Source organism: Nonomuraea sp. N2-4H (assembly GCF_045291505.1).
In the GTDB taxonomy this organism is placed as follows: Bacteria; Actinomycetota; Actinomycetes; order Streptosporangiales; family Streptosporangiaceae; genus Nonomuraea; species Nonomuraea fastidiosa.
This window is the reverse complement of the sequence record NZ_CP147987.1, coordinates 8,147,111-8,165,648: the sequence shown is the minus strand read 5'-3', so window position 1 is coordinate 8,165,648 and position 18,538 is coordinate 8,147,111. Positions and strand designations below refer to the sequence as shown.

Here is an 18,538-nt window from a genome sequence, read left to right as displayed (position 1 = left end):
ACAATCGGAAGGGTGCAGTTCCGCGTCCTTGGTCCGCTGGACGTGCGGACCGATGCCGGCGAGCCCGTCTCCGTCGGCGGTCCGCGCCCGCGCGCGCTGCTCGCCCTGCTGCTGCTCGACGCCGGACGACTGGTCAGCCTCGAACGTCTCATCGACGGCCAGTACGGCGAGCGGCCCCCGTCCGGCGCGGCCAACGCCGTACAGGCGCAGGTGTCCCGGCTGCGACGGCGCCTGCCGAGCGGGCTGATCGAGTCCCACGGGTCCGGTTACCGCCTCGCCGTCGACCGGGACGACGTGGACGTCCACCGCTTCGAGCGCCTCGCCCGCGACGGCCGCGCCCTGCTCACCGCCGGACGGCACGCCGCCGCCGCGACCGTGCTCCGCGAGGCGCTCGACCTGTGGCGCGGCCCGGCGTTCGCCGACGTCGCCGACGCGCCATTCGCCGCCCCGCAGGCGCTCCGGCTCGACGAGCTGCGCCTGGCCGCAACCGAGGACCTGTACGAGGCCGAACTGTCGCTCCCCGGCTCCGCCCCGCCCGTGGCCGGGCTGCGCGACCTGCTGTCCGCCCACCCGTTCCGCGAGCGCACGCGCGGCCTCCTCATGCGCGCCCTGCACGCGGCCGGCCGCCAGGCGGAGGCGCTGACCGTGTACGACGAGGGCCGCCGCCAGCTGGCCGACGAGCTGGGCGCCGACCCGTCTCCCGAGCTTGCCGCCCTCCACCTGGAGATCCTGCGCGGCCCTCAGGAACGCACCTCCTTGGCCCGCCCACCGGCCCAGCTCACCAGCTTCGTCGGACGCGAGGACGAGCTGGCCCACCTGGCCTCACTCCACGACGCCCGCCTGATCACCATCGTCGGCCCCGGCGGCACCGGCAAAACCCGCCTGGCCATCGAACACACCCTCCGCACCGCCACCGCCGCTCCGGCCGCCTTCACCGACCTGACCCTCGTGGACCCCGCCCCGCCCGCCGAAGCCCACCGTGCCACCGAGGCCGGTGGGGACGGGGCGGTGGCACGGGTGGTGTGGCAGGCGCTCGGGCTGCGAGAACCGGCGCTGCGCCCGTCGGGCCCCGGCGGGCCCGACCCCGTGCGGCGGCTCGTCTCCGCGCTGGCCGAGCAGGAACTCCTGCTCATGCTGGACAACTGCGAACACGTCATCGACGAGGCCGCCGCCCTCGTACGCCGCCTGCTGTCCGCCTGCCCCGGCCTGCGGATCCTCGCCACCAGCCGGGAACCCCTCGGGCTCACCGGCGAGCACCTCGTCCCGCTCACCCCGCTCCCCGTGCCGCCACCCGGCGAAGAACCGCCGCAGGACCCGCTGGCCTACCCGGCCGTCCGCCTGTTCGCCGAGCGAGCGGCGGCAGTACGGCCCGGCTTCGCCCGTACCGCGAAAGGCCGCACCCTCGCCGCCATCTCGCGGATCTGCGCCGACCTCGACGGGTTGCCGCTGGCGATCGAGCTGGCGGCGGCGCGGGTGCGAACGTTCGGGGTGGCGGAGATCGCGGAGAGGCTGGCCGAGCACGGCCGGTTCAGCCTGCTGTCGCGCGGCGACCGTACGGCGGCGGCCCGGCACCGGACGTTGCGCGCGGTCGTGGAGTGGAGCTGGAGCCTGCTCGACCCCGGCGAGCAGGCTCTGGCCCGCCGCCTGGCCGTCTTCACCGGCGGCGCGACGCTGGAGGCCATCGAGCGCGTCTGCACGCCTGACCGGCCGGAGGAAGGGGCGGAGGTGCTGGCCGGGCTGGTGGACAAGTCGCTGGTGGAGACCGACGGCGAGCGGTACCAGATGCTCGACACCATCCGCCTGTTCTGCCTCGAACGCCTGGCGGCGGCCGGAGAGGAGGAGACGGCACGGCGGGCGCACGCGGCCTGGTTCCTGGAGTTCGCCGGGCAAGCGGACGACCACCTCTACCGGGAAGAGCAGCTCGACTGGCTGGCCCGGCTGTCGGCCGACGACGCCAACCTGCGGGCGGCCCTGCGGTGGAGCGCCGAGCACGACCCGGCGACGGGGCTGCGGCTGACGGCGGCGCTGGCCATGTACTGGTGGCTGAGCGGGCGGCGGGGCCAGGCCGCACCGCACGCCGCCCGCCTGCTCGACCGCGTCGGCACCGAGCCGCCTGCCGGGCTGGCGGAGGAGTACGTGATGACCGTGCTGCACGCCGTACCCGAGTCCGGTTCGCCGCACTGGCGGCGGGCCGGGGAGATCGTCGCGTCGCTGGGACGGCCGATGCGCCACCGGTTCGGTGTGGCGCTGTGGAGCATGATCGCGGGGCCGCCCGGCGAGGCCGAGGATGAGCGCGTACGACGCGAGACGCTCAGCCAGGACCCGTGGAGCCGGGCGCTCGGCGACCTCGGCACCGCCCTGCTGAAGGTGCTCGATGGCGCGCCCGCCGAGGCGGAGCCCGAGCTGGAACACGTCCGCGCCGCCTTCGCCCGGCTGGGCGAGCGCTGGGGCACGGCGCAGGCGCTCGACTGGCTCGCCGTGATCGCGGGCTGGCGCGGCGACTGGGCGCGGGCCCGGCGGCTGTGGCGGGAGGCGCTCGGGCTGCTGGAGGAGCTGGGCGCCCTCGACGAGCTGGCCGACGTGCTGATCCGGCGGGCCGCCGCCCTGTGGCGGGCCGGTGACGTCGCCGCCGCCCGCGCCGACTGCGCGCGGGTCGCCGAGCTGGAGCATCGGCTCGGACGGCCCGAGCTGACCGCCGCGCTGCGGCTCCAGCTCGGGGAGATCGCCCGGCACGCAGGTGACCTTGACGAGGCGGAGCGGCTGCTGTCGGCGGCGCTGGCCGGGTCGGAGAGCGGGGCGTTCACCTCGGCGGGTACGCGCTCGCACGCGCTCACGGCGCTGGGCCGGCTGGCCGAAGCGCGCGGCGACACCGAACGAGCGGCCGGCCTGCACGCCCAGGCCCTGGCCACCGCACTCACCTCCCCCATGGCCGCCGACCTCGCCGACGCCACCGAGGGCCTGGCCGGCGTCACGGCCGCCGGTTCGCCGGATCGCGGCCCGGCGGAGAGGGCGGCGTGGTTGCTCGGGGTGGCGGTGGCGTTGCGGGGGATGGCGGTGGCCGGTGATCGGGACGTGGCGCGTACCGCAGCGAGAGCCACCACGATCCTAGGCCCCGAGGAATTCGCCGCCGCGTACGCCAGAGGCGCCGCCATGACCAAGGGCGACGCCAGAGGCGCCGCCATGACCAAGGGCGACGCCAGAGGCGCCGCCATGACCACGGACGACGCCCTGTCCGCGCTCAAGCGCGGGCGCTGACAGCCCAGGGAGCGGCTGTCAGCCGATCGTCGCCCGGCTGTCAGCGAGGCTTACGAAGCTGGCGGGCATGAAGAACACCACCGTCCTCATCTCCGGCGCGAGCATCGCCGGACCCGCACTCGCACACTGGCTCATCCGGTACGGCTTCGCCGTCACCGTCGTCGAACGCGCCCCGTCGCTCCGCCTGGGCGGCCAGGCCGTCGACTTCAAGGGCGAGACCCACCGTACGGTGCTGAGCCGCATGGGCATCCTGGACGACGTGCGCCGCCACCAGACCGGCGGCAGCGACCAGGAGATCGTGGACGCGGCGGGCCGCACGCTGGCGGTCATCCCCGGCGAGTTCAGCGGCGGCGACATCGAGATCACCCGTGGTGACCTGTCCCGCCTGCTGTACGAGCGCACCGCCCCCGCCTGCGAGTACGTCTTCGGCGACTCGATCACCTCGCTCACCGAGACCAAGGACGGCGTGCACGTCACCTTCGAACGCTCGGCGCCCCGCACCTTCGACCTGGTGGTGGGCGCGGACGGCATCCACTCGAACGTGCGCAGGCTGGTGTTCGGGCCGGAGGAGCGGTTCGTCCGCTTCCTCGGCCATTACTACGCGCTAGTGGAGACCGGCCTGGACTTCGGCGAGCCGGGCAAGATGTACAACGAGCCTGGCCGCATGGTGGCGGTGGGCGGGACGAAGGCGCCGGCGTTCTTCGTGTTCGCGTCGGAGCCGCTGCAGTACGACCGCTACGACGTGGAGCAGCAGAAGAAGCTGCTGGATCGTGCGTACGCCGGGATGGGCTGGCGCGTCCCCGAGATCATGGAAGCGGTACGCGGCGCGCGCGAGGTCTACTTCGACTCGATCAGCCAGGTCAGGATCGACCGGTACAGCCAGGGCCGGGTGGTGCTGCTGGGCGACGCGGCCTACGGCAACACCCTGGGCGGCTTCGGCACCGGGCTGGCCGTGGTGGGCGCGTACGTGCTGGCGGGCGAGCTGGCTGCGGCGGGCGGCGATCACCGGGTGGCCTTCGCGGAGTACGAGCGCCGGTTCCGCCCCTACGCCAAGATCGCGAAGAGCGGCAACGCCGGGCCGTTCCTCGCACCCGGCAGCCGGGCCAAGATGCTCATGCGCAACTGGACGTTCAAGTACGGCTTCCTGCTCGGCCTGATGCTGAAGGTGACCGACAAGTTCGCCACCGACATCAAGCTCAAGACGTACCCGCCGACCGCCGCGTGAGGACCCTTCGGGAGAAAGCGCGAAGGCGGGTGAGGGCGAGCCCTCGGGCGGTAACGCCAGAAGGCCGGTGCGGGGCCCTCGGGGGAAGAGCCCCGTGAGGCGGGCGCAGGGGCGTCAGGCGGGGACGCGGCCCACCGCGCCGTCGATGCGGAGCCGGGGTGGCGCGTCGAGCAGCGGGATGCGGGTGTCGTCGGGGCCGATGTGCCAGTCCTGCACGGGCACGAGCCCAGGCCCGATGAGCTCGAATCCCTCGAACAGCGCCAGCACCTCCTCGCGGGTGCGGAACCTGGACTGCACGGGCGAGCCCGCCGCACCGGCCTGGAGCTGGGCGATGGCCTCGGGGTCGCTCTCGGCCATGGCGTGGGAGATCACCAGGTGGCTGCCCGGCGCCATGCGCTTCTTGAACGCGGCCACGATGCCGGCCGGATCCTCCTCGTCCATGATGAAGTGCAGCACGCCGACCATGAGCACGCACACCGGCTGGTCGAAGTCGATGAGGCCGGTGACGTGGGGGTCGGCGAGGATGTCGCCGGGACGGCGCAGGTCGGCCTGGATGCCGGCGACGCCGGGCGAGTCGGCGAGCAGCACCTGCGCGTGCAGGCGTACGACGGGGTCGTAGTCGACGTAGATCACCCGGCAGGCCGGGTGCACCGAGCGTACGGTCTCGTGGATGCTGGGCGAGGTCGGGATGCCGGTGCCGAGGTCGATGTACTGGCGGATGCCCTGCTCGGCGAGATGCCTGACCACTTCGACCTGGAACTGCCTGTTGGCCCTGGCGACCAGGCGGCTGTCGGGCGCGACCTTGAGGAGGCGTTCGGCCATCTGGCGGTCCACCGCCAGGTTGTCCTTGCCACCGAGCAGGTAGTCGTAGACCCGCGCGGAGCTGGGGACGTTGGGGTCGACGCCGGGTGGTACCCGCTCAAGCTCGGTCACAGGGCCGTCTCCTTCGCCACGGGCAGCTTGGCCGTCATATTACTCGGCGGTCGGCTTCCGTACCCGGCGTGTGCCTGCCTCAGGCATGAAGGTACTGTCCTCGGCGTACGGAATTACCGCCTCATGACCGATGCGCTGAGGGCATGAGCCTGTGCATCCTGGTGGGGACGGGTCCGGCGCGAGGGCTCGTTCCGGACCTGAGAGGAGTCGCGAGGACATGGACAACGCGACAGGCCGCCCGACCGTGATCTTGGACAACGGCGTCGTCGGCAGGGTGGTGCTGGCGCATCCGTCCCAGCGCGACCTCGTGCTCGTGCTCGCCATGGACGGCACCTTGCTGAGCTGCCGGCTCGACGACATCGCCTGCGTGCTGGGCGGCGACCCGCTGTGCCGCGACGGCTGATCACCCCACGGGTGACACCATCGGGCTGGGGACGGCCGACCACCCCGCGGATGGCGGCACCGGACCGCGGACGACCGACCACCCGCAGGTGACGCCGCCCGGCCCGGTCAGCCCTTCAGGAAGCGTTCGATCCCGTCCGCCATCGCGGCGGCCATGCGCTGGCGGAACGCGGGGTCGGACATCTTGGCCGCGTCGCCCTTGTTGCGCATGTTGCCGCACTCGATGAACACCGCGGGCCGCGTCGACAGGTTGAGCCCGCCGAGGTCGGTGCGGGTCTGCAGGCCGTTGCGCGCGGTGTAGTTCGCGTACGGCATGCCGGTGCCCTCGCGGTAGGCGTCGCGGACGTCGCGGCCGAGCCGACGGGACGGCTTGATGACGGCCTCGTTGTGCCCCTTGATCAGCCCCGGCATGATCACGTGGAAGCCGTGGCCGCTCGGCGCGGCGCCGTCGCCGTGGATGGACAGCACCGCGTCGGCCTCGGCCTTGTTGCCGATGGCGGCCCGCTCGGTGATGCAGGGGCCGACGCCCTTGTCGTTGGGCCGGGTGAGCACGACCTTGGCGCCCTTGCTCTCCAGGATGGGCCGGAGCCGGGTGGCCACGTCCCAGGTGAAGGCGTGCTCCTGGTAGCCGGCGGCGGTCTGGGTGCCGGTGGTGTTGCACGGCTTGCGTCCGGTGATGATGTCGACCGGCCGGTTGATCTCCTCAGGGTGCGAGGCGTTGCCGCCGTTGTGGCCGGGGTCGATCACCACGACCTTGCCCGCCAGCGGGCCCGAGCCGGGTGTTCCGGTCGCGGTGGGCGAACCGGCGACGGGGGTCTCGCGTACGGCGGGCGCCGCCTCGTCACCCCCGCATCCGGCGACCAGGCCGACCGGCGCCACCAGCGTGATCAGCGTGATCAGCAGGGCCGTACGGGTACGCATGCCGAGGGCCGTACCCGGGCTGTTCATCGCTCACCGCCCGGCAGCGAGGGCTCGTCGTGCTTGCGGATGACGTACGGCGGCAGCGCGAGCGCGTGCAGGCCGGTCGTCCGCAGCACCTCGATCGAGTGCTCCGGCGTCTCGGCCAGCGGCTCTCCCGGGCCGTGCAGCGAGGTGTTGATGAGCACCGGTACGCCGGTGAGCGCGTTCCACTCGGTCAGCAGCGCGTGCAGGAAGGGCGTGCTCGACCGTTCCACCGTCTGCGGGCGCGCGGTGCCGTCCACGTGGGTGATGCCGGGCAGCCGGTCGCGGTAGCCGGGACGTACGGGGACGACGAACTGGCCGAACGGCGACGGGCGGTCCACCTCGAAGACGCGCCCGGCGTGCTCGGCCGGCACCAGCGAGGCCAGCGGGCGGAACCACTCGCGGCCCTTGACCTCGAAGTTGATGTAGTCCTGCATGACCGGGTTGCGCGGGTCGGCGAGAACGCTTCGGTTGCCGAGCGCTCTCGGGCCGGACTCGCTGCGTCCCTGGTGCAGGCCCACCACCCGGCCGCTCGCGAGCAGCCCGGCCACCTCGGCGGCCAGGTCGGCGGGGCGCTCGGCGTACAGGCCGGCGGGCAGGCCGCGTACGGCCGCCTCGATCGCGTTGTCGTCCTGGTCGGGGCCGAGGAAGTCGTCGCCCCAGCGGAACCCGCTCTCGACCTCCAGGTGCTCGATCAGTCCGTACAGGGCGCAGCCGACCGCGGTGCCGCCGGTGTGCGGGCTCGGCGGGATGAACACCTCGCGGAACGGCGACTCGCGGACGATCCTGGCGTTGGCCGCGCAGTTGAGCGCCGCGCCGCCCGCGTAGGCCAGGGCGTCCAGACCGGTCCTGTCGTGCAGCCAGGCGGCGAGGCGGATCAGCGCCCGTTCGAAGGCGCGCTGACCGGCGGCGGCCAGGTTCGCGGCGCGGCGGAACTCCTCGCCGCCCGGCTCGTAGACGTAGTCGTCGCGGCGGGCGAAGAGCTCGCACCAGGCGGGCGGGATGTGCACCTCGTGGCCGCGTACGTCGAGGTCGGGCAGGCCGAGCGCGTCGGGGTCGCCGAACGCGGCCAGCGCCGCCACCTTGCCCTCGTCGCTCTCATCGCCCTGGCTCTCCGGCCAGATCATCGCGGTCAGCAGCGCGTAGAAGCTCCCGAGCCCGGCCTGCCGCTCCCAGTCGCCGTCCCAGAGCTGCTTGGCCAGGCACTCCACGCGTCCGCGCGTGCACCGGTAGAAGGAGGCGACCTCCATCAGGTCGCCGCCGGTGCCGGGCGGCAGCTCGACCTGCTCGGTGAAGTCCCTCACGTGGCTGCCCCGCGTACCGATCACCAGCCCGGCCGCCTCCTCGAACGGCGACGGGTGGAACGCGCTGTAGATGTGCGAGAGGTGGTGCGAGACCAGCACGACCTGCGCGCCGTCCTTGAGCCCGAGCGTCTCGCGCACCTCCTGCTGGTACGCGACCGCGTGCTCGATCTCGGTGTCCGACGAGTAGCCCTCGACCACGAGGTCCACCGGCTCCTTGAGCAGGGGCATGGCGGGCAGGTAGCGGTCGGACAGGTCGCCGAGCCGGCCCCAGTGGTGCTTCCTGCGGCTGATCCGTTCCTTTTGCAGGCTGTACATGCCCGACTCGCCGAGGGCGACGGCGATGGAACCATCCTGGGTGCGATTTATCCCGACAACAATGGGGAAGTCCGCCATCTCGCTGCCTCCTGATCGTGATCTCGGGCACCGATACCCCAGGCCAGAACAAGTGGATCTCCCAACCGCGTAAGGGGCACGTCAGCTCTTAGCGGCCGAAGCCCTAACGGCTGAGACCGGGCCGGTCACGGGCGGTGAAGCCGCGGACGTGCAGGAAGCAGGCCGGGCGGCCGGGTGTTCAACCTCCGGCCCGCCATCCGCACCGCCACCGCCGCCGACGCGGCCAAGGTCGCCGAGCTCATCGCCACCGCGTTCGCCGGGCTGCGCTCCGTGACCTACCTGGTGCCCGAACGCGGGCAGCGGCACCGGGTGCTGACCGGCGGCTTCCTGATCAGCGTCGAGCAGGGCATCGAGCAGGGCGAGGTGCACATGATCGGCTCAGGCGCGCACTGGCCGGTGGCCCGGCACGCACTGATCCATACCACCTCAGCATCGCTCTCTCCGCGCGGTTCACAGACCGGCGGCCATGGCTCATCGTGTGGGTGATCGCCCACGCCACCGGCCAGCACCCCCGGCCGGTCGTGGCCGCCCCCCAACACCTGCCGGAGGGAGTCCTCATGGTCCGACGGATGCTCGTCGTGTTAGGCGCGGCCTTACTCGTGCTCAGCCTCGCGCCGCCCGCCCAGGCCGCCCAGGGAGAGGTGTACGTCGCGCTCGGCGACTCGGCCGCCGCGGGCCCGCTCATCCCGAACCAGATCGGCCCTCACTACGGCTGCTGGCGCTCCGACCGCAACTACGCCCACCTGACCGCCCAGGCCATCGGCGCGCGCGAGCTGCGCGACGCCACCTGCTCGGGCGCCAAGACCGACGACCTGTACGAGTCCCAGAACACCGACCTCGGCGACGTGCCGCCCCAGTTCGACGCGCTCGGCCAGGACACGACGCTGGTCACGCTGCAGATCGGCGCCAACGACCTCGGCCTGACCGACTTCATCGAGGACTGCCTCAACCTGCTGCCCCCGCCCGTCGGCGACGCCTGCAACGACGACTACGTGGTGAACGGCCAGGACAAGTGGCGTGTGGAGACCGACGCGTTACGCCCGCGGCTGCTCAGCGTCATCTCCGACATCCGCGCCCGCGCTCCGCAGGCGCGGATCTTCGTGGTCGGGTACGCCACGTACGCGCCGCCGGACGGCTGCTACCCGCGCGTCCCGATCATCCGCGCCGACGCCAACTACATCAGGGCCACGCTGATGTACTTCAACCGGATGCTCGCCGAGCAGGCCGCCGCGGCCGGTGCCGGCTTCATCGACCTGCAGACCCCGAGCGCCGACCACTCCCCGTGCGCCTCGTCGAGCCAGCGGTGGATCGAGCCGTACGTGCCCGCCTCCCCCGCCGCGCCCTTCCACCCGAACGCGCGCGGCATGCAGAACTTCGCCACCATCGTCACCGGCGCCGTCAGCTCCGACCTGTGATCGCCCCCGCCGGTCCCGTCACCGTCAGGGGCGGGGCCGGCGACGCAGACCGGCGCCAGGACCGGCGCGGGATCCGGCGACACGGACCGGCGCGATAGCGACGCCGGATCCGGCGACACGGACCGGCGCGATAGCGACGCGGGAGCCGATGAGCCGGGACGCGTGCGATGAAAGTTTCAGCGTCTTGCCACGGGCGCACCGTGGGCCCGGCCGTGGCGCGCCGCCCGGCCGGGCACGGGGCCGTTGACGGCGCATCAGGGGTTGAGGAGGATCGGGGCGTTCCGTTGGGAGCGCTCCCAAAACGAGCAGAAGGACCTCCATGACCCGATGCCGAGCAGCCTTACTGGCCCTCCTCACCACTCTCGCGTTATCCGCCGTCCCCACCACCGCCCACGCGGCCGACGAGGGACCCGAGCAGATCGTGAACGGCACCTTCGACGACGGCACCGCTCCCTGGTGGGGCACCGAGAACGTCACGCTCGCCGTGGACGACGGCCGGCTGTGCGCCGACATCCCCGGCGGCACCGCGAACCCCTGGGACGTCATCATCGGCCAGAACGACATCCCGCTCGTGGCCGGCGAGACGTACGCCTTCCGCTTCTTCGGCTCCGGCACCCCCGCCAAGGTCGGCAAGGCGCTCATCCAGCTCCCGGTGGACCCGTGGACGCAGTATTTCGCGGCCAACCCCGAGCTGAGCGTCTCGGGCAATGAATACTCCTACACGTTCACCGCCCCCGTGTCGCTGCCGGACGCCCAGGTCGTCTTCCAGCTGGGCGGCAGCGCCGACCCCTGGAGGTTCTGCATGGACGACGTGTCGCTGCGCGGCGGCGCGGAGCCCGAGGAGTACGTGCCGGACACCGGCCCCCGGGTCCGCGTCAACATGGTCGGCTACCTGCCCGGCGGCCCGAAGAAGGCGACGCTGGTGACGTCCGAGACGCAGCCCCTGGAGTGGGAGCTGAAGAACGACGACGGCAAGACCGTGGCCCGCGGCAGGACCGTCCCCAGGGGTGTGGACGCAAGCTCGGGCCAGAACGTGCACACCCTCGACTTCGGCGCCTACCGCAAGGAGGGCACCGGCTACACGTTGAGCGCGGACGGCGAGACCAGCCGCCCGTTCGACATCAAGGAGGACCTGTACGACGAGCTGCCGACGGACGCGCTGAAGTTCTACTATCCGCAGCGCAGCGGCATCGAGATCCTCGACAGCCTCAGGCCCGGCTACGGCCGCCCGGCCGGTCACGTGGGCGTCGCCCCGAACCAGGGTGACGTGGAGGTGCCGTGCCAGCCCGGCGTCTGCGACTACACGCTGAACGTCAAGGGCGGCTGGTACGACGCCGGCGACCACGGCAAGTACGTCGTCAACGGCGGCATCTCGGTGCACCAGCTCATGTCCGCGTACGAGCGGAACAAGGCCGCCTTCGGCGACGGCCAGCTCGAGATCCCGGAGAGCGGCAACGGCCGCCCGGACATCCTCGACGAGGCCCGCTGGGAGCTTGAGTTCCTGCTGAGCATGCAGGTGCCGGACGGCAAGCCGTTCGAGGGCATGGCGCACCACAAGATCCACGACCGGGAGTGGACGGGCCTGCCGCTGCTGCCGCACCTCGACCCGCAGCCGCGCGAGCTGCACCCGCCGTCCACCGCGGCCACGCTGAACCTGGCCGCGACGGCGGCGCAGGCGGCCCGGCTCTTCGCGCCGTACGACGCGGAGTTCGCCGGGAAGAGCCTGGCGGCCGCGCGCAAGGCGTGGGCGGCGGCCAAGACGAACCCGGACAAGTACGCCGACCCGAACGACGGCGTCGGCGGTGGCGCGTACAACGACTCCGATGTGACCGACGAGTTCTACTGGGCGGCGGCGGAGCTGTTCATCACGACCGGTGAGAAGGAGTTCAGGGACTTCGTGCTGGCGTCGCCGCACCACACGGGCGACATCTGGCGCGACCGGGGCTTCGACTGGGGCAACACCGCCCAGCTCGGCCGCCTGGAGCTGGCGACCGTGCCGAACGCGCTGCCGGACCGCGAGCGGGTGCGCCAGTCGGTGGTCGAAGGCGCGGAGAAGTACCTGGCGATCCAGCGGGCGCACCCGTACGGCATCCCGTACGACGTGCCCGACTACGACTGGGGCTCCAACAACCTGATCCTGAACAACCTGGTCGTGCTGGCCACCGCGTACGACCTGACGGGCGAGGAGAAGTACCGGGCCGCGGTGCGCGAGGGCATGGACTACATCCTCGGCCGCAACGCGCTCAACCAGTCGTACGTGACCGGCTACGGCGAGGTGGCCTCGAAGAACCAGCACAGCCGCTGGTACGCCCGCCAGCTCAACCCCGACCTGCCCAACCCGCCGCGCGGCACGCTCGCGGGCGGTCCCAACTCCTCCATCCAGGACCCGATCGCGCAGCGCCTGCTGAAGGGCTGCAAGCCGCAGTTCTGCTACATCGACGACATCGAGTCGTGGTCGACCAACGAGCTGACCATCAACTGGAACTCGCCGCTCGCCTGGGTCTCGGCGTTCCTGGCCGACAGGGGCGAGCGGTCGGACTGCCGGGTGCGCTACTCGGCGCACGGCGCGTGGCCCGGCGGGTTCACCACCCAGGTCGTGGTCGAGAATCGCGGGAAGAAGGCGGTGGACGGCTGGGAGCTGCGCTGGTCGTTCCTGGCCGGGCAGCGGGTCGGGCACGCCTGGGGCGCGGCGATCTCGCAGTCCGGCTCGGTGGTGACGGCCAAGAGCACGGACTGGAACGGCCGGATCAAGCCGGGCGACGTGGTGACGTTCGGCTTCAACGGCACCAACCCGTCGGGGCCGAACCCGGCGCCCGAGGTCTTCCACCTGAACGGCGCCCGCTGCCGATGAGACCGAAACTCGCTGCCGAATCGCCCGGATTCTGGTAGTTACGTCCTGGTACGGCAGGAAGACCACTACGCTGCCGGACGGAGCCGTAACCGGCCGCCCCCGCGACCGGACCGGCTTCGTCGTCCCGCCCTTCCACCTGCGCCCGCGCAGGGTGCGGAGGCGCCGCGCCCGCCGTGAAGCGGGCGACGGCGTCGCGGAGGAGAGGGGAACGGGCCCTGGCGGCGCCGGAACGTCTCGACCCCGGTCGCCGGGACGGGTGCGCTGACACCCGACCGGCTGTCCGGGAGGCGAGGCCCCGGTGCACGGCCATCGCCAGGGCCCGCTTTCACTCGGCCCGCCCGCATGCGCCGGCTCACGCCCGCACCTCGACCGGCCGCATCACCTCCCCGCCCGGCCGTCAGCCGGCTCACGCCCGCACACCCTCCCACCCCCGACCGGCCGCAAGCCCACCCAGGACCGCCGCATCACCTCCCCGCCCGGCCGTCAGCCGGCTCACGCCCGCACACCCTCCCACCCCCGACCGGCCGTGAGCCGACCCAGGCCCGTCGCATGTCCCCCGGTCGGCCGTGAGCCGTTTGAGGGCGGGATACGTGGAAGAGGGCATGACGTTGTGGCGAATCGCGCTCCTGCCCCTGCTCCTCCTGCTCCCCAGCACGTCCATGCCGCCCGCCCAGGCGACGGCGGCGGACCGGGCGACGGGCAAGCGGGTGCTGGTGGAGCTGCGCAAGGAGGGGGGTTTCGCGGGCCTGCTCGACCGCGTGACCGTGCACGCCGACGGATGCGCGCGCTTCGACCGGCGCAGAGGGCGGGCGATGGGCGCGTGCCTGACCGCCGGGGAGCTGCGCAGGCTGCGAACCCACCTGCGCGCGCTGCGGCTGGGCGCGCCGGAGCCGCCGCCGCAGGGGGCCGACTTCATCAAGTACACGCTGGCCTACGACGGGCGGCGGGTCAGCCGCTACTCGCTTCCGCCGACCTGGAAGCCGGTCGTGACCGACCTGGAGCGGGCGCTGGAGAAGTACTGGAAGCCCAGGTGAGCGGGTCTGAGCCGCCCGGTCGCGGGCAGGAGGACGGCGTGCTGAGTATCGGGGCGCCGCTCTCGCTGTCCGGCCGGTTCGCCCGGTTCGGTGAGCAGGCCGCGCGCGGGCTCGCCGCCTGGCGCTCGCTCGCGGACGGCGCCGAGCTGCTGGTCGAGGACGACCGCAGCGACCCGGACACGCTGGAGCGGGTGCTGCGCGACCTGGCGGGCCGGTGCGACCTGCTGCTCGGGCCGTACTCGGTGGGCCTGGTACGCCGGGCCGGGCAGGTGGCCGTGGACGAGGGGCTGCTGCTGTGGAACCACGGCGGCTCTGGCGGCCCGGCCTTCCCCGGGCACGTGGTCCCGGTGCTCACCCCCGCGTACCGGTACGCCGAACCGTTCGTCCGGCACCTGGTGCGCAGCGGCGACTTCCGGCCGCTGTGGATCGTCCAGGGCAAGGGCCGCTTCGCCCGCGAGGTGGCGCTCGGCGCGCAGCTTCAGGCGCGGGTGGCGGGGCTGGCGGTGACCGCGCGGCAGCCGCGCGAGCCGTCGTGGCACCTGTTCAGCGCGGGCTCGTTCGAGGAGGACGTCGCCGCGGTGACGCGGATCGAGGTGCCCGGCGCGGTGTGCGCGGTGGCGGCAGGTGTGCGGGCGTTCGGCGGCGCCGTACCGGATCCGCGCGGCGTCTACGGCGTCGGCCAGTGGTTCCCGGGCAGCGGGCCGAGCCGGCGATCGGGTGCGCCGAGCGGGAGTTCATCGCCGCGTACGGCGCGCCGCCCGACTACCCCGCCGTCCAGGCCGCGGCCGCCGCGATCATCGCCGTGCACTGCGCGGGCCTCGCGGGCGGCACCGCGCGCGAGGACCTCTGGCAGGCCGCCGCCGGGCTGCGCACCACCACCCTGTACGGCGCGTTCGCCCTCGACCCTGGCACCGGCGTGCAGACCGGCCACCGTACGGTGCTCACCCGCTGGGAGCCGGACGGCCCGGTGCGCTTCGGGCGCGGGTGAAGCTCTCAGAACGCGAGTAATGCCCCCTGAGAACGCGAGTGATGCCCCCTCAGCGCGCGAGTGCAGCCCCCTCAGCGCGCGAGTGCAGTACCTCAGAACCCAAGTGAAGCCCCACAACGCGGGTGAAGCCCCTAGCACCGGTAAAGAGCCTCATCACCTCGTAAAGCTCTCCATCAAGTGATTGACCGGGAGGCCGGGGCACAATTAGCGTCGCCCTATGACTCCCGCTGAGAGCACCCAGGCCGACCTCATACTCAAGGTCGCGACCCAGCTCTTCGCGGCGCTCGGCTACGACGGCACCTCCACCCGCCAGATCGCCGAGGCCGCCGGGCTGAACATCGCCACCGTCAACTACCACGTGGGCGGCAAGCGGGAGCTGTATCTCGCGGTCATGGAGCGAGCCCACCAGGCGGAGAAGGCGGCGCTGGAACGCGCGCTCGAACGCCTGCCGGGCGGCGACCCGGTGGCCGCGCTGCACCGGCTCGCCGACGACTACCTCGACTTCTGCGTCGACCACCCCGAGGTGCCGGCCCTGTGGATGCACCGCTGGCTCTCCGACGCGGGCGACATCACCCAGCTCGAACGCCAATACGTCAAGCCGCTCATGGAAGCGGTGAGCGCGGCGCTGCGGCCCGCCGTCGAGTCGGGGCTGATCTCCCATGAGGCCGACGTGGAGTACACCGTCTGGACCGTCATCTGGGCCGTGCACGGCTTCGCCAAGGGCGGCGTGCTCGACGCGGAGGGCCGCCGCAGGGCGGCGGGTGACCGGGCGGCGCTGCGCCGCTTCCGCGCCCACCTGCACCACGTCGTGCACCGCACGCTCGGCCTGCCCGGCGACCCCCGGTGACCGCCCGCGGTGCCGTCGCGCTCGGGCGCGGCCGGTTGCTCGGCTACGGCATCGGCTCGGTCGGCACCGGCGTGTTCTCCGCCGTCCCCGGGCTGCTGCTGCTCTACTACCTGACCGACATGCTGGGCGTGCCCGCGGCGGTGGCCGGGGCCGTGCTGGTCGCGCCCAAGATCTGGGACGTGCTGCTGAACCCGCTGGTCGGCGCCGCGAGCGACCGCGAGGCCGTGCGGACCGGCCGCAGGACGCGGCTGCTGATGGCCGGTGCGGTGGCGCTGCCGGTGGCGTTCGCGCTGATGTTCAGCGTGCCGGGCGACGTGCCGGGGGCGGTCTGGTCGGGGGCGGCGTTCCTGCTCGCGGCCACCGCGTTCGCCTGCTTCCAGGTCCCGTACGTCGCCCTGCCCGCCGAGATGTCGCCCGACCAGGGCGAGCGGACCAGGATCATGTCCTGGCGGGTGGTCTGCCTGACGGTCGGCATCCTGGTCGCGGGCGGCCTGGCCCCTGCCCTGGTGGACGTGGCGGGCGGCGGCAGGCCCGGCTACGCGGTGATGGGCGTGACGATCGGCGCGATCATGGGCGCGGCGCTGGTCGCCGCGACGCTGGCCACCCGGTGGGTGCCGTCGCTGCCGGGGCAGCGCCAGCTCGGCCCCATGGCGGCCTTCCGGCTGGCCAGGGGCAACCGGCCGTTCTTCGTGCTGCTGGCCGCGTTCGTGACGCAGGCGCTGGCGGTGGCGGTGATGCTGGCGGGCGCGCCGTACGTGGCGGCGTACCGGCTGGGCGACGACGGGCTGACCTCGGTGATGTTCGTCTGCCTCGTCGGGCCGAGCATGCTCGCCGTGCCCGTCTGGGCCAGGCTGGCGCGCGCCCACGGGACGGTGCGCTGCTACTTCGCCGCGTCCGCCGGCTTCTGCGCGATCGCGGTGGCGTTGATCTGGGCCATCGCGGCGGGCGGCCTAGTCCCCACGCTGGCGCTGACCGCGCTGGCCGGCGTCTGCTACGCGGCGCTGCAACTGCTGCCGCTGTCGCTGCTGCCGGACACCGTGCACGCCGACGCGGCGCGTACCGGGCAGACGCAGGCGGGGGCGTTCACCGGGCTGTGGACGGCCGGCGAGACGGCGGGCCTGGCGCTCGGCCCCGGCCTGTACGCGCTGGTCCTCGCCGCCTCCGGGTTCGTCTCCGCCGCGACGGAGTCGCCGGTCGCGCAACCGGCGGGCGCGCTGACCGGGCTGCTGCTCGGGTTCACCGCGCTGCCCGCCCTGCTCATGCTGATCAGCCTGCCGTTCATCCTCCGGTACGGCAGGCTCGCCCTCACGAGAAAGGAGGCCGCGTGAACCTGCCCCCGGCCGGACGATCGACCGAGGACCTGCTGGCGGAGATCGCCCGGCTCAAGGAGCACGACCTGCCGGTACGCGGCGGCCAGGTGACCGCCTACGTCTACGACACCGGGCGGGCCGCCGTGCACGACGCCGCCACCCGGGCCTACCTGGAGATGCTGGAGGTCAACTGCCTCGACCCGACCGCGTTCCCCAGCGTGGTCGCGATGGAGCGGCAGGTCGTCGGCGCGGTCAGCGACCTGCTCGGCGGTGGTCACGGGATCTTCACCAGCGGCGGCACCGAGTCGATCATGCTGGCCGTCAAAGCCGCCCGCGACTTCGCCGCCGCAAAAGACCGCGCCACCGCAGACAGCGCCACCGCAGACAGCGCCACCGCAGACAGCGCCACCGCAGACGGGGCAACCGCAGACGGGGCAACCGCAGACAGCGCCACCGCAGACGGGGCCACCGCAGACGGGGCAACCGCAGACAGCGCCACCGCAGACGGGGCCGCGCGGCGCCTCGCCCCGGGCGAGCGGCCGAACCTGGTGCTGCCGGTCACCGCGCACCCCGCCTTCCACAAGGCCGCCCACTACCTGGGCGTCGAGGTGAAGCCGGTGCCGGTGGACCTGGAGACGTACAAGGTGCGGCCCGGCGACGTGGCGGCCGCGATCGACGAGCGCACGATCCTGGTCGTCGTCTCCGCGCCGTCCTACCCGCAGGGCGTGATCGACCCGGTCGAGGAGGTCGCGGCGCTGGCCGCGCGTGCGGGGATCCCGTGCCACGTGGACGCGTGCGTGGGCGGATGGCTGCTGCCCTGGTTACGCGAGGCGGGCGCGCCGGTGCCGCCGTTCGACCTGTCGGTGCCGGGCGTCACGTCGCTCTCCTGCGACCTGCACAAGTTCGGCTACGCCCCCAAGGGCGCGTCGGTGCTGCTGTTCGCCGATCCGGCGATGCGCCGCAAGGCGTACTTCGCGTCGGCGGACTGGCCCGGGTACACGATCATCAACGCGACCGTGCAGAGCTCGCGCTCGGCCGGGCCGCTCGGCGGCGCGTGGGCCACGCTGCAGGCGCTGGGCCGCGAGGGCTACCTGGAGCTGGGCCGGGCCACGTGGGAGGCGACCCGCAGGCTGCGCGACGGCCTGTCCGGGATCCCCGGGCTGCGGGTGCTGGGCGAGCCGGAGTCGTCGCTGGTGGCCTTCACCGGCGCGGACGTGGACGTGTTCGTGCTGGCCGACGAGGCGCGGGCGCGCGGCTGGTTCCTGCAGCCGCAGCTTTCGTACGCGGGCATCCCCGCGAACCTGCACGTCACGGTCACCGGCGTCACGCTGGCCGGGGTGGACGCCATGCTGAAGGTGATCGCCGAGTCGGCGCACGCCGCCCGCGAGCGCGGCCCTGCGGTACTGCCGGAGGGGCTGGTCGAGCTGGTCGCCGGGCTCGATCTGGAGGCGATCGACGACGCGACGTTCGCCGAGCTGAGCGCCTCTGTCGGCGTGGACCTGCGGCCGGGCTCGGGACAGCCGGAGATGGCCATGGTGAACGCCGTGCTCGACGCGCTGCCCCCGGCGTCGAGGGAGGCGGTGCTGGTGCGCTTCCTGTCGGTCATCTACGGCGACTGACGCAAGGCGCGCCCCCGTGC

General features: G+C 73.1%; 15 protein-coding genes. 11 read left to right on the top strand and 4 right to left on the bottom strand.

The window, feature by feature from the left end; genetic code table 11:
- The first annotated feature begins 12 nt into the window (after window positions 1-12).
- Window positions 13-3,255, top strand: a complete 3,243-nt coding sequence (locus WBK31_RS37790) for a BTAD domain-containing putative transcriptional regulator (RefSeq protein ID WP_406673955.1) — start codon at window positions 13-15, stop codon at window positions 3,253-3,255.
- Between the two features lie 67 nt (window positions 3,256-3,322).
- Window positions 3,323-4,480 carry an FAD-dependent monooxygenase gene (locus WBK31_RS37785; protein ID WP_364063725.1) on the top strand — a complete coding sequence of 386 codons (1,158 nt, stop codon included), beginning with the start codon at window positions 3,323-3,325 and terminating at the stop codon, window positions 4,478-4,480.
- Window positions 4,481-4,594: 114 nt separating this feature from the next.
- Here WBK31_RS37785 and WBK31_RS37780 read toward each other — a convergent pair whose 3' ends face one another.
- Entirely contained in the window at window positions 4,595-5,413 is an 819-nt protein-coding gene (locus WBK31_RS37780) for an SAM-dependent methyltransferase (RefSeq protein WP_364063728.1), read from the bottom strand.
- A 217-nt stretch (window positions 5,414-5,630) separates the two neighbouring features.
- On the opposite strand from WBK31_RS37780, the gene WBK31_RS37775 reads away from it, so the two are divergent.
- Window positions 5,631-5,816, top strand: a complete 186-nt coding sequence (locus WBK31_RS37775; protein ID WP_364063731.1) for a hypothetical protein — start codon at window positions 5,631-5,633, stop codon at window positions 5,814-5,816.
- A gap of 107 nt (window positions 5,817-5,923) precedes the next feature.
- On the opposite strand, the gene WBK31_RS37770 is transcribed toward WBK31_RS37775, so the two are convergent.
- The gene (locus WBK31_RS37770) at window positions 5,924-6,736 is read right to left on the bottom strand and encodes an N-acetylmuramoyl-L-alanine amidase (RefSeq protein WP_364063734.1); all 813 of its coding nucleotides are present in this window, start codon (window positions 6,734-6,736) and stop codon (window positions 5,924-5,926) included.
- A 23-nt stretch (window positions 6,737-6,759) separates the two neighbouring features.
- On the bottom strand, window positions 6,760-8,376 hold the full coding sequence (locus WBK31_RS37765) for a carbamoyltransferase C-terminal domain-containing protein (RefSeq protein WP_406673954.1): 1,617 nt from the start codon (window positions 8,374-8,376) through the stop codon (window positions 6,760-6,762).
- 252 nt (window positions 8,377-8,628) lie between these two features.
- Here WBK31_RS37765 and WBK31_RS37760 point away from each other — a divergent pair, with 252 nt between their 5' ends.
- From WBK31_RS37760 to WBK31_RS37745, 4 genes are all read left to right on the top strand, one after another.
- Window positions 8,629-8,940 (top strand): hypothetical protein, encoded by a 312-nt coding sequence (locus WBK31_RS37760; protein WP_406673953.1) that lies wholly within the window; start codon window positions 8,629-8,631, stop codon window positions 8,938-8,940.
- 83 nt (window positions 8,941-9,023) lie between these two features.
- Complete coding sequence (locus WBK31_RS37755) at window positions 9,024-9,869, top strand: SGNH/GDSL hydrolase family protein (RefSeq protein WP_406673952.1); 846 nt, start codon at window positions 9,024-9,026, stop codon at window positions 9,867-9,869.
- 319 nt (window positions 9,870-10,188) lie between these two features.
- Window positions 10,189-12,720: a glycoside hydrolase family 9 protein gene (locus tag WBK31_RS37750; RefSeq protein WP_406673951.1), complete on the top strand. Its 2,532-nt coding sequence runs from the start codon at window positions 10,189-10,191 to the stop codon at window positions 12,718-12,720.
- A 602-nt stretch (window positions 12,721-13,322) separates the two neighbouring features.
- A complete protein-coding gene (locus tag WBK31_RS37745; RefSeq protein WP_364063746.1) occupies window positions 13,323-13,754 on the top strand; it encodes a hypothetical protein in 432 nt (143 codons plus the stop codon).
- Here WBK31_RS37745 and WBK31_RS37740 read toward each other — a convergent pair.
- Window positions 13,676-14,293, bottom strand: coding sequence for a hypothetical protein (locus tag WBK31_RS37740; RefSeq protein ID WP_378785669.1), 618 nt, complete (start codon window positions 14,291-14,293; stop codon window positions 13,676-13,678). The genes WBK31_RS37745 and WBK31_RS37740 overlap by 79 nt on opposite strands.
- Before the next feature lie 143 nt (window positions 14,294-14,436).
- On the opposite strand from WBK31_RS37740, the gene WBK31_RS37735 reads away from it, so the two are divergent.
- The 4 genes from WBK31_RS37735 to WBK31_RS37720 all read left to right on the top strand — a co-directional run bounded on the left by WBK31_RS37735 (window position 14,437) and on the right by WBK31_RS37720 (window position 18,518).
- On the top strand, window positions 14,437-14,742 hold the full coding sequence (locus WBK31_RS37735; RefSeq protein WP_378785671.1) for a hypothetical protein: 306 nt from the start codon (window positions 14,437-14,439) through the stop codon (window positions 14,740-14,742).
- 217 nt (window positions 14,743-14,959) lie between these two features.
- The gene (locus WBK31_RS37730; RefSeq protein WP_406673950.1) at window positions 14,960-15,589 is read left to right on the top strand and encodes a TetR/AcrR family transcriptional regulator; all 630 of its coding nucleotides are present in this window, start codon (window positions 14,960-14,962) and stop codon (window positions 15,587-15,589) included.
- Entirely contained in the window at window positions 15,586-16,917 is a 1,332-nt protein-coding gene (locus WBK31_RS37725) for an MFS transporter (RefSeq protein WP_364063753.1), read from the top strand. Before WBK31_RS37730 ends, WBK31_RS37725 begins: the two co-directional genes overlap by 4 nt.
- Window positions 16,914-18,518 carry a pyridoxal phosphate-dependent decarboxylase family protein gene (locus WBK31_RS37720; RefSeq protein ID WP_406673949.1) on the top strand — a complete coding sequence of 535 codons (1,605 nt, stop codon included), beginning with the start codon at window positions 16,914-16,916 and terminating at the stop codon, window positions 18,516-18,518. Before WBK31_RS37725 ends, WBK31_RS37720 begins: the two co-directional genes overlap by 4 nt.
- The last annotated feature ends 20 nt before the right edge of the window (window positions 18,519-18,538 follow it).

What these genes read in the sequence shown, in the direction of transcription:
- WBK31_RS37730 (WP_406673950.1), top strand. Translation starts at nt 14,960, where the DNA reads ATGACTCCCGCTGAGAGCACCCAGGCCGACCTCATACTCAAGGTCGCG.
- WBK31_RS37745 (WP_364063746.1), top strand. Translation starts at nt 13,323, where the DNA reads ATGACGTTGTGGCGAATCGCGCTCCTGCCCCTGCTCCTCCTGCTCCCC.
- WBK31_RS37750 (WP_406673951.1), top strand. Translation starts at nt 10,189, where the DNA reads ATGACCCGATGCCGAGCAGCCTTACTGGCCCTCCTCACCACTCTCGCG.
- WBK31_RS37775 (WP_364063731.1), top strand. Translation starts at nt 5,631, where the DNA reads ATGGACAACGCGACAGGCCGCCCGACCGTGATCTTGGACAACGGCGTC.
- WBK31_RS37755 (WP_406673952.1), top strand. Translation starts at nt 9,024, where the DNA reads ATGCTCGTCGTGTTAGGCGCGGCCTTACTCGTGCTCAGCCTCGCGCCG.
- WBK31_RS37785 (WP_364063725.1), top strand. Translation starts at nt 3,323, where the DNA reads ATGAAGAACACCACCGTCCTCATCTCCGGCGCGAGCATCGCCGGACCC.
- WBK31_RS37770 (WP_364063734.1), bottom strand. Translation starts at nt 6,736, where the DNA reads ATGCGTACCCGTACGGCCCTGCTGATCACGCTGATCACGCTGGTGGCG.
- WBK31_RS37765 (WP_406673954.1), bottom strand. Translation starts at nt 8,376, where the DNA reads ATGTACAGCCTGCAAAAGGAACGGATCAGCCGCAGGAAGCACCACTGG.